Genomic DNA, 14392 nt, shown 5'->3' on the forward strand with positions numbered 1-14392 from the left:
ATCCTTTGATCGGTTGAAGACAGGCAGGGTCCGGGGTTTCCCGGTCCCTGCCGAACCTGTCTTGAAGGGCGGTCCGGCTGGCGGACATTCCTTCAGGGCATGTTCGAGGTTCGGGAGCCGCGCGGTGGGACGCGTGGCACGAATGGAACCTCACCCCTGCATTCGTAGGTGCGTTCCGGGGGCCCCGACCCGGACGCGCGCGAAGACGAAAGGTGACAAGACCCCATGGCGCAAGCTTATGTCGGCCAAAAGCGGATCCGCCGCTATTATGGCAACATCCGTGAAGTTCTGGAGATGCCGAACCTGATCGAGGTTCAGAAATCCTCCTATGACCTGTTCCTGAACTCGGGCGAGGGCAGCGGTCATAACGATGGTGACGGCATCCAGGGCGTGTTCCAGTCGGTGTTCCCGATCAAGGACTTCAACGAGACGGCCACGCTGGAGTTCGTCAAGTACGAGCTGGAGAAGCCGAAATACGACGTGGACGAGTGCCAGCAGCGCGACATGACCTATGCCGCGCCGCTTAAGGTCACCCTGCGTCTGATCGTGTTCGATGTCGACGAGAACACCGGGGCGAAATCCGTCAAGGACATCAAGGAGCAGGACGTCTTCATGGGCGACATGCCCCTGATGACGACGAACGGCACGTTCATCGTGAACGGCACCGAGCGCGTGGTCGTCAGCCAGATGCACCGCAGCCCGGGCGTGTTCTTCGACCATGACCGCGGCAAGACCCATTCCTCGGGCAAGCTGCTGTTCGCCTGCCGCATCATTCCCTATCGCGGCTCGTGGCTGGACTTCGAATTTGACGCCAAGGACCTGGTGTTCGCTCGGATCGACCGCCGCCGCAAGCTGCCGGTGACGACGCTGCTCTATGCCCTGGGCATGGATCAGGAGGCGATCATGGACGCGTTCTACGAGACCGTGACCTACTCCCTGCGCCGCGAGGGGCGCGAGCAGGGCTGGGTGACGCGGTTCTTCCCGGAGCGCGTGCGCGGCACCCGGCCTGCCTATGACCTGGTGAACGCCGATACCGGCGAGGTCATCACGAAGGCCGGCGAGAAGGTCACCCCGCGCCTTGTGAAGAAGCTGCTGGAATCCGAAGAGCAGCTGAACCTGTTCGTCCCGTTCGAGCGCATCGTCGGCCGCTTCGTCGCCAAGGACATCGTCAACGACCAGACCGGCTTCATCTATGCCGAGGCCGGCGACGAGATCACCGCGGAATACGACAAGCAGGGCGAGATGACCGGCGGCCTGCTGAAGGTGCTGCTGGACAACGACATCACCGACGTGCCGGTTCTGGACATCGACCACGTCAACGTGGGTCCCTACATCCGCAATACGATGGCGGCCGACAAGAACATGGGCCGCGAAGGCGCGCTGATGGACATCTATCGCGTCATGCGCCCGGGCGAGCCGCCCACCGTCGAGGCCGCGTCGAACCTGTTCAACTCGCTGTTCTTCGACAGCGAGCGTTACGACCTGTCCGCCGTGGGCCGGGTCAAGATGAACATGCGCCTTGATCTGGACGCCCCTGACACGCAGCGCACGCTGCGCCACGAGGACATCGTGTCCTGCATCAGCGGCCTGGTCGAACTGCGCGACGGCAAGGGCGAGATCGACGACATCGACCACCTGGGCAACCGCCGGGTGCGTTCGGTCGGCGAGCTGATGGAGAACCAGTACCGTGTCGGCCTGCTGCGCATGGAGCGTGCCATCCGCGAGCGCATGTCCGGCGTCGAGATCGACACCGTCATGCCGCAGGACCTGATCAACGCGAAACCCGCAGCGGCGGCGGTGCGTGAATTCTTCGGCTCCAGCCAGCTGTCGCAGTTCATGGACCAGACGAACCCGCTGTCCGAAGTGACGCACAAGCGTCGCCTGTCGGCCCTTGGGCCGGGCGGTCTGACACGCGAACGCGCAGGCTTCGAGGTTCGCGACGTCCACCCGACCCATTACGGCCGGATGTGCCCGATCGAGACGCCGGAAGGCCAGAACATTGGCCTGATCAACAGCCTTGCCACCTTTGCACGGGTGAACAAGTACGGCTTCATCGAGACGCCCTATCGCAAGGTGGTCGACGGTCACGTGACCGACGACGTCGTCTATATGTCCGCGACCGAGGAGATGCGTCACACCGTGGCGCAGGCCAACGCGACCCTGGACGAGAACGGCAACTTCACCGACGAGCTGATCTCGACCCGCCAGTCGGGCGACTTCATGCTGAACCCGGTAGATGCGGTCGACCTGATCGACGTGTCGCCCAAGCAACTGGTTTCGGTCGCGGCCGCGCTCATCCCGTTCCTTGAGAATGACGACGCCAACCGCGCGCTGATGGGCTCGAACATGCAGCGTCAGGCCGTGCCTCTGCTGCGTGCCGAGGCGCCGTTCGTGGGCACCGGCATGGAAGCCACCGTGGCGCGCGATTCGGGCGCCGCGATCATGGCGCGCCGCGGCGGCATCATCGACCAGGTCGATGCGCAGCGGATCGTGGTCCGGGCGACCGAGGACATGGGCGCGGGCGACGCGGGCGTGGACATCTATCGTCTGCGCAAGTTCAAGCGTTCGAACCAGTCCTCGACCATCAACCAGCGCCCGCTGGTGAAGGTCGGAGAGAAAGTCGTGGCCAACCAGGTCATCGCGGACGGTCCCTCGACCGACCAGGGCGAACTGGCGATCGGCCGGAACGTGGTCGTCGCCTTCATGCCGTGGAACGGCTACAACTACGAGGACTCGATCCTGATCTCCGAGCGGATCCACCGCGATGATGTGTTCACCTCGATCCATATCGATGAATACGAGGTTGCGGCCCGCGACACCAAGCTGGGGCCGGAAGAGATCACCCGTGACATCCCGAACGTGGGCGAAGAAGCCCTGCGCAACCTGGATGAAGCCGGCATCGTCTATATCGGCGCCGAATGCGGTCCGGGTGACATCCTGGTGGGCAAGATCACCCCCAAGGGCGAAAGCCCGATGACGCCGGAAGAAAAGCTGCTGCGTGCCATCTTCGGTGAGAAGGCGTCCGACGTCCGCGACACCTCGCTGCGTCTGCCGCCGGGTGCCTATGGCACGATCGTCGAGGTCCGGGTGTTCAACCGCCACGGCGTCGACAAGGACGAGCGTGCCCTGCAGATCGAGCGCGAGGAAGTCGAGCGTCTGGCGCGCGACCGCGACGACGAACAGGGCATCCTGGACCGCAACATCTATGCGCGTCTGAAGACCCTGATCCTGGGCAAGACCGCCCTGAAGGGGCCGAAAGGCATCAAGTCGGGGACGGAGATCACCGAGGAGCTGCTGGGCACCATGTCCCGCGGCCAGTGGTGGCAGCTGGCCGTCAGCGAAGAGGACATCGCCAAGGATGTCGAGGCGCTGAACGGTCAGTACGACACCCAGAAGAAGCTGCTGGAGGCCCGCTTCGAGGACAAGGTCGAGAAGGTCCGTCAGGGCGACGACCTGCCGCCGGGCGTGATGAAGATGGTCAAGGTGTTCGTCGCCGTGAAGCGCAAGCTTCAGGCGGGGGACAAGATGGCCGGTCGTCACGGCAACAAGGGCGTCGTGTCCAAGGTCGTCCCGATGGAGGACATGCCGTTCCTGGCGGACGGCACTCCCGTCGACCTGGTTCTGAACCCCCTGGGCGTGCCGTCGCGCATGAACGTGGGTCAGATCCTGGAGACCCACATGGGTTGGGCCAGCCGCGCCCTGGGCCTCAAGATCGACGAGGCGCTGGAAGAGTATCGCCGCAACGGCGACATGACTCCGGTCCGCGAGGCGATGCGCATCGGTTACGGCGACGAGCTGTATTCCGAGATGTTCGACGGCCTGGACGACGAGACCCTGCGCGAGCATGCGGGCACCGTCCGCACGGGCGTGCCGATCGCGACGCCGGTCTTCGACGGCGCCAAGGAGGCCGACGTCAACGACGCGCTGACCCGTGCCGGGTTCGACACGTCGGGCCAGTCGGTGGTGTTCGATGGCCGTTCGGGCGAACAGTTCGCCCGCAAGGTCACCGTGGGCATGAAGTACGTCCTGAAGCTGCACCACCTGGTCGACGACAAGATGCACGCGCGTTCCACGGGTCCGTACTCGCTGGTCACGCAGCAGCCCCTGGGCGGCAAGGCCCAGTTCGGCGGCCAGCGTCTTGGCGAGATGGAGGTCTGGGCCCTGGAAGCCTATGGCGCGGCCTACACGCTGCAGGAAATGCTGACGGTCAAGTCGGACGACGTCGCCGGCCGCACGAAGGTCTATGAGTCCATCGTCAAGGGCGAGGACAACTTCGAGGCGGGCGTGCCGGAATCGTTCAACGTGCTGGTCAAGGAGGTCCGGGGTCTGGGCCTCAACATGGAACTCCTGGATGCGGACGAGGAGGAGTGAGGGCCCGCGCCCTCACCACCCCTTCCTCCGTGCCCTTCATTAGGAATTGAGAATGAACCAGGAACTCGCCACCAACCCCCTGAACCCGCTGGCCCCGCCGCGGCAGTTCAATGAAATCAAGATCTCGCTGGCCTCGCCCGAAGAAATTCTGGCCTGGTCCTTCGGCGAGGTGAAGAAGCCCGAGACCATCAACTACCGCACGTTCAAGCCCGAGCGTGACGGCCTGTTCTGCGCGCGCATATTTGGTCCGATCAAGGACTATGAGTGCCTGTGCGGCAAGTACAAGCGCATGAAGTATCGCGGCCTGGTCTGCGAGAAATGCGGCGTCGAGGTGACCCTGCAGAAGGTCCGCCGCGAGCGGATGGGCCATATCGAACTGGCCGCGCCGGTCGCGCATATCTGGTTCCTGAAGTCGCTGCCGTCGCGCATCGGCCTGATGCTGGACATGACGCTGCGCGATCTGGAGCGGATCCTCTACTTCGAGAACTATGTCGTTATCGAGCCGGGTCTGACCGACCTGACCTATGGCCAGCTGCTGTCCGAGGAAGAGTTCCTGGACGCGCAGGACAACTTCGGTGCCGACGCCTTCCAGGCGGATATCGGTGCCGAGGCCATCCGTGCGATGCTGTCGAACATCGACCTGGCGGCGACCGCCGACCAGCTGCGCGAGGACCTGAAGGCCGCCACCGGCGAGCTGAAGCCGAAGAAGATCATCAAGCGCCTGAAGATCGTCGAGAGCTTCCTGGAATCGGGCAACCGTCCGGAATGGATGGTCCTGACCGTGATCCCGGTCATTCCGCCGGAACTGCGCCCGCTGGTCCCGCTGGACGGCGGCCGGTTCGCCACGTCGGACCTGAACGACCTGTATCGGCGCGTCATCAACCGCAACAACCGCCTCAAGCGGCTGATCGAGCTGCGTGCGCCCGACATCATCGTGCGCAACGAAAAGCGCATGCTGCAGGAATCGGTCGACGCGCTGTTCGACAACGGCCGTCGCGGCCGCGTCATCACCGGGAACAACCGTCGCCCGCTGAAGTCGCTGTCCGACATGCTGAAGGGCAAACAGGGCCGCTTCCGCCAGAACCTTCTGGGCAAGCGCGTCGACTTTTCGGGTCGTTCGGTCATCGTGACCGGTCCCGAGCTGAAGCTGCATCAGTGCGGCCTGCCGAAGAAGATGGCCCTGGAGCTGTTCAAGCCGTTCATTTATTCGCGGCTTGAGGCGAAGGGTCTGTCCAGCACCGTCAAGCAGGCCAAGAAGCTGGTCGAGAAGGAGCGCCCCGAAGTCTGGGACATCCTGGACGAGGTCATCCGCGAGCACCCGGTCCTGCTGAACCGTGCGCCCACGCTGCACCGTCTTGGCATCCAGGCATTCGAGCCGATCCTGATCGAGGGCAAGGCGATCCAGCTGCACCCGCTGGTCTGTTCGGCCTTCAACGCCGACTTCGACGGCGACCAGATGGCCGTGCACGTGCCCCTGTCGCTGGAGGCGCAGCTGGAAGCGCGCGTCCTGATGATGTCGACGAACAACGTGCTGTCGCCCGCCAACGGCGCGCCGATCATCGTGCCGTCGCAGGACATGATCCTGGGCCTGTACTACGTCTCGATGCAGCGTGACGGCATGAAGGGCGAGGGCATGGCCTTTGCCAACATCGACGAGGTCGAGCATGCCCTGGCCGCCGGCGAGGTGCATCTGCACGCCAAGATCCAGGCGCGCCTGAAGCAGATCGACCAGAACGGCAACGAGGTCTGGAAGCGTTTCGAGACCACCCCGGGCCGCCTGCGGCTTGGCGGTCTGCTGCCGCTGAACGCCAAGGCGCCGTTCGAGCTGGTCAACCGCCTGCTGCGCAAGAAGGACGTGCAGGTCGTCATCGACACCGTCTACCGCTACTGCGGCCAGAAGGAATCGGTGATCTTCTGCGACCAGATCATGGGTCTGGGCTTCCGCGAGGCCTTCCGTGCCGGCATCAGCTTCGGCAAGGACGACATGGTCGTGCCCGACACCAAGTGGACCATCGTCGGCGAGGTCCAGGAGCAGGTGAAGGAGTTCGAACAGCAGTATCTGGACGGCCTGATCACCCAGGGCGAGAAGTACAACAAGGTCGTGGACGCCTGGTCGAAGTGCAACGACCGCGTGACCGAGGCCATGATGTCCACCATCTCGGCCAACAAGCGCGACGAGAACGGCGCCGAGATGGAGCCGAACTCTGTCTACATGATGGCGCATTCCGGTGCGCGGGGTTCGGTCAACCAGATGAAGCAGCTGGGCGGCATGCGGGGCCTGATGGCCAAGCCGTCGGGCGAGATCATCGAGACGCCGATCATCTCGAACTTCAAGGAAGGTCTGACCGTTCTTGAATACTTCAACTCGACCCACGGCGCCCGGAAGGGTCTGTCGGACACCGCGTTGAAGACCGCGAACTCGGGCTATCTGACGCGTCGTCTGGTCGACGTCGCCCAGGACTGCATCATCCGCGAGCATGACTGCGGAACCGAGCGCGCGATCACCGCATCCGCCGCCGTGAACGACGGCGAGGTCATCAGCCCGCTGGCCGAGCGCGTGCTAGGCCGGACCGCGGCCGAGGACGTGCTGGTGCCGGGCGAGGACGAGATCATCGTCCGCGCCAACGAGGTGATCGACGAACGCAAGGCCGACGCCATCGAGGCGGCGGGCGTGCAGTCCGTGCGCATCCGTTCGGCGCTGACCTGCGAATCCGAGGACGGGATCTGCGCGCTGTGCTATGGCCGCGATCTGGCCCGCGGCACGCTGGTCAACATCGGCGAGGCTGTCGGCATCATCGCCGCGCAGTCGATCGGCGAACCGGGCACCCAGCTGACGATGCGGACCTTCCACATCGGCGGCATCGCGCAGGGTGGCCAGCAGTCGTTCCAGGCCGCCTCGCACGAGGGTACGATCGCCTTCCGCAACGAGAGCATCCTGGAAAACGCCAATGGCGAGCAGGTCGTGATGTCGCGCAACATGCAGATTCTGGTCATGGACGATCAGGGGCAGGAGCGCGCCAGCCACAAGCTGTTCTACGGCTCCAAGCTGTTCGTGAAGGAAGGCGAGCGGGTCATCCGCGGCGCGAAGCTGTTCGAATGGGACCCCTATACCCTGCCGATCATCGCGGAGAAGGGCGGCATCGCCAAGTTCGTCGACCTGCTGTCGGGGATCTCGGTCCGCGACGAGACCGACGATGCGACGGGCATGACCCAGAAGATCGTCACCGACTGGCGGTCGGCCCCCAAGGGCAACGACCTCAAGCCCGAGATCATCATCATGGACGCCAACGGCGAACCGGTGCGCAACGACCAGGGCAACCCGGTCAGCTATCCGATGTCGGTGGATGCCGTGCTGTCGATCGAGGACGGCCAGGAGATCAAGCCCGGCGACGTGGTGGCCCGCATCCCGCGCGAAGGCGCGCGGACCAAGGACATCACCGGTGGTCTGCCGCGCGTGGCGGAACTGTTCGAGGCGCGTCGTCCCAAGGATCACGCGATCATCGCCGAGATCGACGGCTATGTCCGCTTCGGCAAGGACTACAAGAACAAGCGCCGCATCACGCTGGAGCCGTCCGAGGAGGGTCTGACCCCCGTCGAGTACATGGTGCCGAAAGGCAAGCACATCCCGGTGCAGGAAGGCGACTTCGTGCAGAAGGGTGACTACATCATGGACGGCAATCCTGCGCCGCATGACATCCTGCGCATCATGGGGATCGAGGCCTTGGCCGACTATCTCATCGACGAGGTGCAGGACGTCTATCGACTGCAGGGCGTGAAGATCAACGACAAGCACATCGAGGTGATCGTTCGCCAGATGCTGCAGAAGATCGAGATCCTGGACGGCGGCGACACCACGCTGCTGAAGGGCGAGAACGTCGAGCGTGACGAGTTCGTCGAGGAGAACGCCAAGATCGAGGCACGCGGCGGACGTCCCGCCACGGGCGAGCCTGTCCTGCTGGGCATCACCAAGGCCAGCCTGCAGACCCGCAGCTTCATCTCGGCCGCCTCCTTCCAGGAGACGACCCGCGTGCTGACCGAGGCTGCCGTCCAAGGCAAGCGCGACAAGCTGGTCGGTCTCAAGGAGAACGTCATCGTGGGCCGCCTGATCCCGGCGGGCACCGGTGGTGCGACCACGCGCGTTCGCCGCATCGCGACCGAACGCGACGCCGAGGTGATCGAGGCACGCCGCGCCGAGGCCGAGGCTGCCGCAGCCCTGGCCGCGCCCGAGCCGTCCTTCGCCACCCCGGCGGCCGATCCGGTGGATCTGCCGCAGGACGGCAGCGACGATTGATCGCGACGCCTGACTGATGATGCAAAGGCCCGGCACCCAGTGCCGGGCCTTTGTCTTTTGGGTTGACCGCCCTTGCGGGCTGCACATACTGCATCTGCCGTTCAAGGAACCGTGATGCGCATGCAAGCCCTGGGTCTGTGCCGTTTCCCCCTGCCGGTGCAGGGCGGGTTGCAGATCGTGGCACGAGACGCCCAGGCCCGCATGGGCCGCCATTCCGAACCCCTCACGATGCGGAAGGGCCAGCGTCGTCCGATTGTCGGCATGGTCCAGCCTTCCGTGTGTGACACCGATGGCGGAGTCGGCAATCAGGCCGATCGGGGCCTGTTGCGTCAGCATCCTGTCACTGTCGGCAATGCCGATGCGCGAGTGTCGATCGACCGGTCCAAGGCGCAGCCGACATCCGTGCCCGCACCGCGTCCCGCACGGGCAGGGCGGTTGCGGCACCCCGCGCAGGATGCCGACAGCGGGGATCCTCCGGCGGCCTGACCCGTCGCCGCAAGCCCCCTGCCATCCTGTTCCGGAAAGCCGCCATGTCCACGCCCCTGATGTCCCCGCTGCGCCGCACGCGGCCCGCCTCGATCCGGCCAGAACCGCTACAACCGGGCGACAACCTGCGCGGGGCAGGGCTGATGACGCTGTCGATGATGGGGTTCACCTGCAACGATGCGATCATCAAGTTCGTGGTCCAGGACATTCCGCTGTACCAGGCGATCACGCTGCGGGGGGTGTTCGTGCTGCTGGCCCTGATGATCCTCGCGCAGCGTGCGGGGGGCCTGCGGCTGCGCATTCCGGCCCCCGCCCGCGCGCCGATGGTCCTGCGGCTGGTCGGAGAGATCGGCTCGACCCTGCTGTTCCTGAACGCGCTGCAGCGCATGGCCATCGGCGACCTGACGGCGGTGATGCAGTCGCTGCCGCTGGTGGTGATGCTGGGGGCGGCGCTGTTCTTCAAGGAGACCCTGGGCTGGCGGCGCATCCTGGCGGTGGGGGTGGGCATGCTGGGTGTGCTGATCATCCTGCGTCCGGGCAGCGGCACGTTCGGCATCTGGTCGCTGGTCGCGCTTGGGGCGATGCTGCTGGTCGCGGTGCGCGACCTGTCGACGCGCCAGTTCGGGCGCGACATCAGTTCGAACACCATCGCGTTCTATGGCGCGGTGCTGGTCACGCTGACCGGGTTCGTCCTCAGCCTGGGGCAGGGCTGGGTGATGCCGCAGCTGTGGCACCTTGCCCTGCTGGCCCTGGGCAGCGCCTTCCTGACCGTCGGTTACCTGTGCGCCGTGGCCGCCATGCGCGTCGGAGAGATCGCGGCCGTATCGCCCTTCCGCTATACCTCGCTGCTGATGGCCATCTTTCTGGGACTGGTGATCTTCGGCGACTGGCCGGACCTCTGGACCTGGGTCGGATCGGCCCTTGTCGTGGGGGCGGGCATCTATACCATCTGGCGCGAGGCTCAACTGGGACGGCGGCGCTGATGCGGGTGCAGATGCTGGGACTGTGCCGCTTTTCTTATCTGGGACTGCGCGGCTATCAGGTCGAACATGACAGCATCGCGGCGCGCCGTGCCTATCTGTACGATCCCGACCGGCTGGCCCGGCGCTGGCTGTGGTTCCAGACCGTGGCCCTGCCGGGTTGGCTGGCGCAGACTGATCCAGACTTCACGCTGGTGATCATGACCGGGCCGGACCTGCCCGAACCCTGGCTGGGCCAGCTGCGCGACCTGTGCGACCGGGTGCCGCAGCTGCGCCTGTCGCTGGTGCCGGCGATGGACTATCACCTGGAGGCCTGTCACGCGGCGGTGGCGCCGCATCTGGACCCGGATGCGCAGGTGATCGGTCATTTCCGCCATGACGACGACGATGCGGTGGCTGTCGATTACATCGCCCGCGCGCGCGCCGATTTTGCGCGCGTCAGCCCGCTGTGGCAGGTCGAGGGCAAGCTGTCGCTGGACTATGGGCGCGGCCTGATCATCGCGGCGCGCGACGGTCAGCTGAAGATCACCCCGCGGATCTGTCACAACATGGGGGTTGCGCTGACAATCTTCCTGGCGCCCGACGCACCGCGGACGGCGCTGCATTTCAACCACACCAAGCTGGCGCAGTGGATGCCGGGGGTTCAGGTGACGCGACCCCTGATGTTCATCCGCTCGATTCATGCCGACAGCGATTCCGGCGACATGGGGCCGGGCCTGCCCTGGCAGCCCGAGGAGGGCACGATGAACAGGCTGCTGCGCAGCCGTTTCGGCCTGCGCCGGGCGGATCTGGCCGCGCTGGCGCGCAGCCTGGGCTAGGCCGCAGGGCCATGGGGGCTTGTTGACAGGGGCGGGGATTCCCCCTATGACCACGCGACCCGGCGGGAAACCGCATCGGGTGCCAGAACCTGTGAGGTCAGGGTCCGGGCAGAACAGCCTCGATCCTCTGGAATTATGCCCGTCAGCCCTTTATGGGCGGGACGGGCTTGGCATTTTGCGATTCGCGCAGGATGCCGTCGAGAAGCGGCGCAACCGGTGGGTTGCGAGTATTGACAGAGCAAGACGGGGAACCGAATGCCGACGATCCAACAGCTGATCCGCAAGCCGCGGCAGCCGAGAGTGCAGCGGTCTAAATCCATGCACCTTCAGGGCTGCCCGCAGAAACGCGGTGTCTGCACGCGCGTCTACACCACGACGCCGAAGAAGCCGAACTCCGCTATGCGTAAGGTGGCCAAGGTCCGCCTGACGAATGGCTTCGAGGTCATCTCCTACATCCCGGGCGAAAAGCACAACCTGCAGGAACACAGCGTCGTGCTGATCCGCGGCGGCCGCGTCAAGGACCTTCCGGGTGTCCGTTACCACATCCTGCGCGGTGTGCTGGATACCCAGGGCGTCAAAGACCGTCGTCAGCGTCGTTCGAAATACGGCGCGAAGCGTCCGAAGTAAGGAGAGGCATCCATGTCACGTCGTCACGCCGCTGAGAAGCGCGATGTCCTGCCCGACGCCAAGTATGGCGATCGCGTGCTGACCAAATTCATGAACAACCTGATGGTTGACGGCAAGAAGTCGATTGCCGAGCGGATCGTCTACAACGCGCTGGAGCGCGTCGAGACCCGCCTCAAGCGCGAGCCCATCGAGGTCTTCCACGAGGCGCTGGAAAACGTGAAGCCGTCCGTCGAGGTGCGTTCGCGCCGCGTCGGTGGTGCCACGTACCAGGTCCCGGTCGAAGTCCGTCCGATCCGCCGCGAGGCGCTGGCCATCCGCTGGCTGATCACGGCCGCGGCCAAGCGCAACGAGAACACGATGGAAGAGCGCCTTGCGGGCGAGCTGTCCGATGCCGTCAACGGCCGCGGAACCGCCGTCAAGAAGCGCGAAGACACGCACAAGATGGCCGACGCCAACAAGGCGTTCAGCCACTACCGCTGGTAAGGCGAAAGGATCCACTTCATGGCACGCGAATATCAGCTTCCGCGTTATCGCAACTTCGGCATCATGGCCCACATCGATGCCGGCAAGACGACGACGACCGAGCGCATCCTTTACTACACCGGCAAGTCGCACAAGATCGGCGAAGTGCATGACGGCGCTGCGACCATGGACTGGATGGAGCAAGAGCAGGAGCGCGGCATCACGATCACGTCTGCCGCGACCACCACGTTCTGGCAGCGTCAGGAAGACCCCACCACCGAGGGGACTTCGGACACGAAGTACCGCTTCAACATCATCGACACCCCCGGCCACGTGGACTTCACCATCGAGGTCGAGCGTTCGCTGGCGGTTCTGGACGGCGCGATCTGTCTGTTGGACGCCAACGCCGGCGTCGAACCGCAGACCGAGACCGTCTGGCGTCAGGCCGACCGCTACAAGGTTCCGCGGATCGTGTTCGTCAACAAGATGGACAAGATCGGCGCGGACTTCTTCAACTGCGTCCGTATGATCAAGGACCGCACCGGCGGCATCCCTTGCCCGATCGCCCTGCCGATCGGCGCCGAGGACAAGCTGGAAGGCATCGTCGACCTGATCAAGATGGAAGAGTGGGTGTGGGAAGGCGAAGATCTGGGCGCGTCCTGGGTCCGCAAGCCCATCCGTGACGAGCTGAAGGACCTGGCCGACGAGTGGCGCTCGAACATGATCGAGCTGGCCGTCGAGATGGACGACGCCGCCATGGAAGCCTACCTGGAGGGCAACGAGCCCGACGAGGAGACGCTGCGCGCGCTGATCCGCAAGGGCACGCTGTCGCTGTCGTTCTTCCCCGTCACCGCAGGTTCGGCGTTCAAGAACAAGGGCGTGCAGCCCCTGCTGAACGCGGTCATCGACTTCCTGCCGAACCCGCTGGACGTGCCGGCCTACATGGGCTTCACCCCGGGCGACGAGACCGAGACGCGCAACATCGAACGCCGTGCGGACGATGCGATGCCCTTCTCGGGCCTGGCGTTCAAGATCATGAACGACCCGTTCGTCGGCTCGCTGACCTTCACGCGCATCTATTCGGGCGTGATGAAGAAGGGCGATCAGCTGCTGAACGCCACCAAGGGCAAGCGCGAGCGCGTCGGCCGCATGATGATGATGCACTCGATCAACCGCGAGGAGATCGAGGAGGCCTTTGCAGGCGACATCATCGCGCTGGCCGGTCTGAAGGACACCACCACGGGCGACACCCTGTGCGATCCGGCCAAGCCGGTGGTCCTGGAGACCATGACCTTCCCCGAGCCGGTGATCGAGATCGCCGTCGAGCCCAAGTCGAAGGCCGACCAGGAGAAGATGGGCCTGGCCCTTCAGCGCCTGTCGGCGGAAGACCCGTCCTTCCGTGTGGAAACCGATCTTGAATCGGGCCAGACGATCATGAAGGGCATGGGCGAGCTTCACCTCGACATCCTGGTCGACCGCATGAAGCGCGAGTTCAAGGTCGAGGCGAACATCGGTGCGCCGCAGGTGGCCTATCGCGAGACCATCTCGCAGTCGGCCGACATCGACTACACGCACAAGAAGCAGACCGGTGGTACGGGCCAGTTCGCCCGCATCAAGCTGACCATCACCCCGACCGAGCCGGGCGAAGGCTATTCGTTCGAATCGAAGATCGTGGGCGGTGCGGTGCCGAAGGAATACATCCCCGGCGTCGAGAAGGGCATCAAGTCCGTCATGGACTCGGGCCCGCTGGCAGGCTTCCCGGTCATCGACTTCAAGGTCGCGCTGACGGACGGTGCGTTCCACGACGTCGACTCCTCGGTCCTGGCGTTCGAGATCGCGGCCCGTGCCGCGATGCGCGAAGGCCTGCGCAAGGCCGGCGCCAAGCTGCTGGAGCCGATCATGAAGGTCGAGGTCGTCACGCCGGAAGAGTATACCGGTTCGATCATCGGCGACCTGACCAGCCGTCGTGGCATGGTCCGGGGGCAGGACAGCCGCGGCAACGCGAACGTCATCGACGCCTTCGTGCCGCTGGCCAACATGTTCGGCTACATCAACAACCTGCGTTCGATGTCGTCCGGCCGTGCTGTGTTCTCGATGCAGTTCGACCACTACGAGGCCGTTCCGCAGAACATCTCGGACGAGATCCAGAAGAAATACGCCTGATCTTGCGGCGGGGCGTCACGCCCCGCCACTTTACAAGCATTGAAGAACAAGGAGCCATTCCATGGCAAAGGCAAAGTTTGAACGGAACAAACCGCACGTCAACATCGGCACGATCGGCCACGTTGACCACGGCAAGACGACGCTGACGGCGGCCATCACGAAGTACTTCGGCGAATTCCGCGCCTATGACCAGA

At 64.7% G+C, this 14392-nt stretch carries 9 protein-coding genes; all 9 read left to right on the forward strand.

Going from position 1 to position 14392, the window contains the following annotated elements; genetic code table 11:
- Positions 1-225: 225 nt before the first annotated feature.
- Positions 226-4371: a DNA-directed RNA polymerase subunit beta gene (gene rpoB / locus FHD68_RS06760; protein ID WP_046001340.1), complete on the forward strand. Its 4146-nt coding sequence runs from the start codon at positions 226-228 to the stop codon at positions 4369-4371.
- 52 nt (positions 4372-4423) lie between these two features.
- On the forward strand, positions 4424-8662 hold the full coding sequence (gene rpoC / locus FHD68_RS06765; protein WP_045981373.1) for a DNA-directed RNA polymerase subunit beta': 4239 nt from the start codon (positions 4424-4426) through the stop codon (positions 8660-8662).
- Positions 8663-8776: 114 nt separating this feature from the next.
- The gene (locus FHD68_RS06770) at positions 8777-9148 is read left to right on the forward strand and encodes a hypothetical protein (protein WP_045981372.1); all 372 of its coding nucleotides are present in this window, start codon (positions 8777-8779) and stop codon (positions 9146-9148) included.
- A 44-nt stretch (positions 9149-9192) separates the two neighbouring features.
- Entirely contained in the window at positions 9193-10131 is a 939-nt protein-coding gene (locus FHD68_RS06775) for a DMT family transporter (RefSeq protein ID WP_127899137.1), read from the forward strand.
- The gene (locus tag FHD68_RS06780) at positions 10131-10946 is read left to right on the forward strand and encodes a glycosyltransferase (RefSeq protein ID WP_045981371.1); all 816 of its coding nucleotides are present in this window, start codon (positions 10131-10133) and stop codon (positions 10944-10946) included. The genes FHD68_RS06775 and FHD68_RS06780 overlap by 1 nt, the downstream gene beginning before the upstream one ends.
- Positions 10947-11201: 255 nt before the next feature.
- Positions 11202-11573, forward strand: coding sequence for a 30S ribosomal protein S12 (gene rpsL / locus FHD68_RS06785; RefSeq protein ID WP_042252808.1), 372 nt, complete (start codon positions 11202-11204; stop codon positions 11571-11573).
- Between the two features lie 12 nt (positions 11574-11585).
- Positions 11586-12056: a 30S ribosomal protein S7 gene (gene rpsG, locus FHD68_RS06790; protein WP_042252807.1), complete on the forward strand. Its 471-nt coding sequence runs from the start codon at positions 11586-11588 to the stop codon at positions 12054-12056.
- 18 nt (positions 12057-12074) lie between these two features.
- Positions 12075-14198 carry an elongation factor G gene (fusA, locus tag FHD68_RS06795; RefSeq protein ID WP_045981370.1) on the forward strand — a complete coding sequence of 708 codons (2124 nt, stop codon included), beginning with the start codon at positions 12075-12077 and terminating at the stop codon, positions 14196-14198.
- Between the two features lie 61 nt (positions 14199-14259).
- On the forward strand, positions 14260-14392 hold a 133-nt coding region (locus FHD68_RS06800; RefSeq protein ID WP_242679605.1), incomplete at its 3' end, for a GTP-binding protein.

This window comes from Paracoccus marcusii (genome assembly GCF_006151785.1).
GTDB lineage: Bacteria > Pseudomonadota > Alphaproteobacteria > Rhodobacterales > Rhodobacteraceae > Paracoccus > Paracoccus marcusii.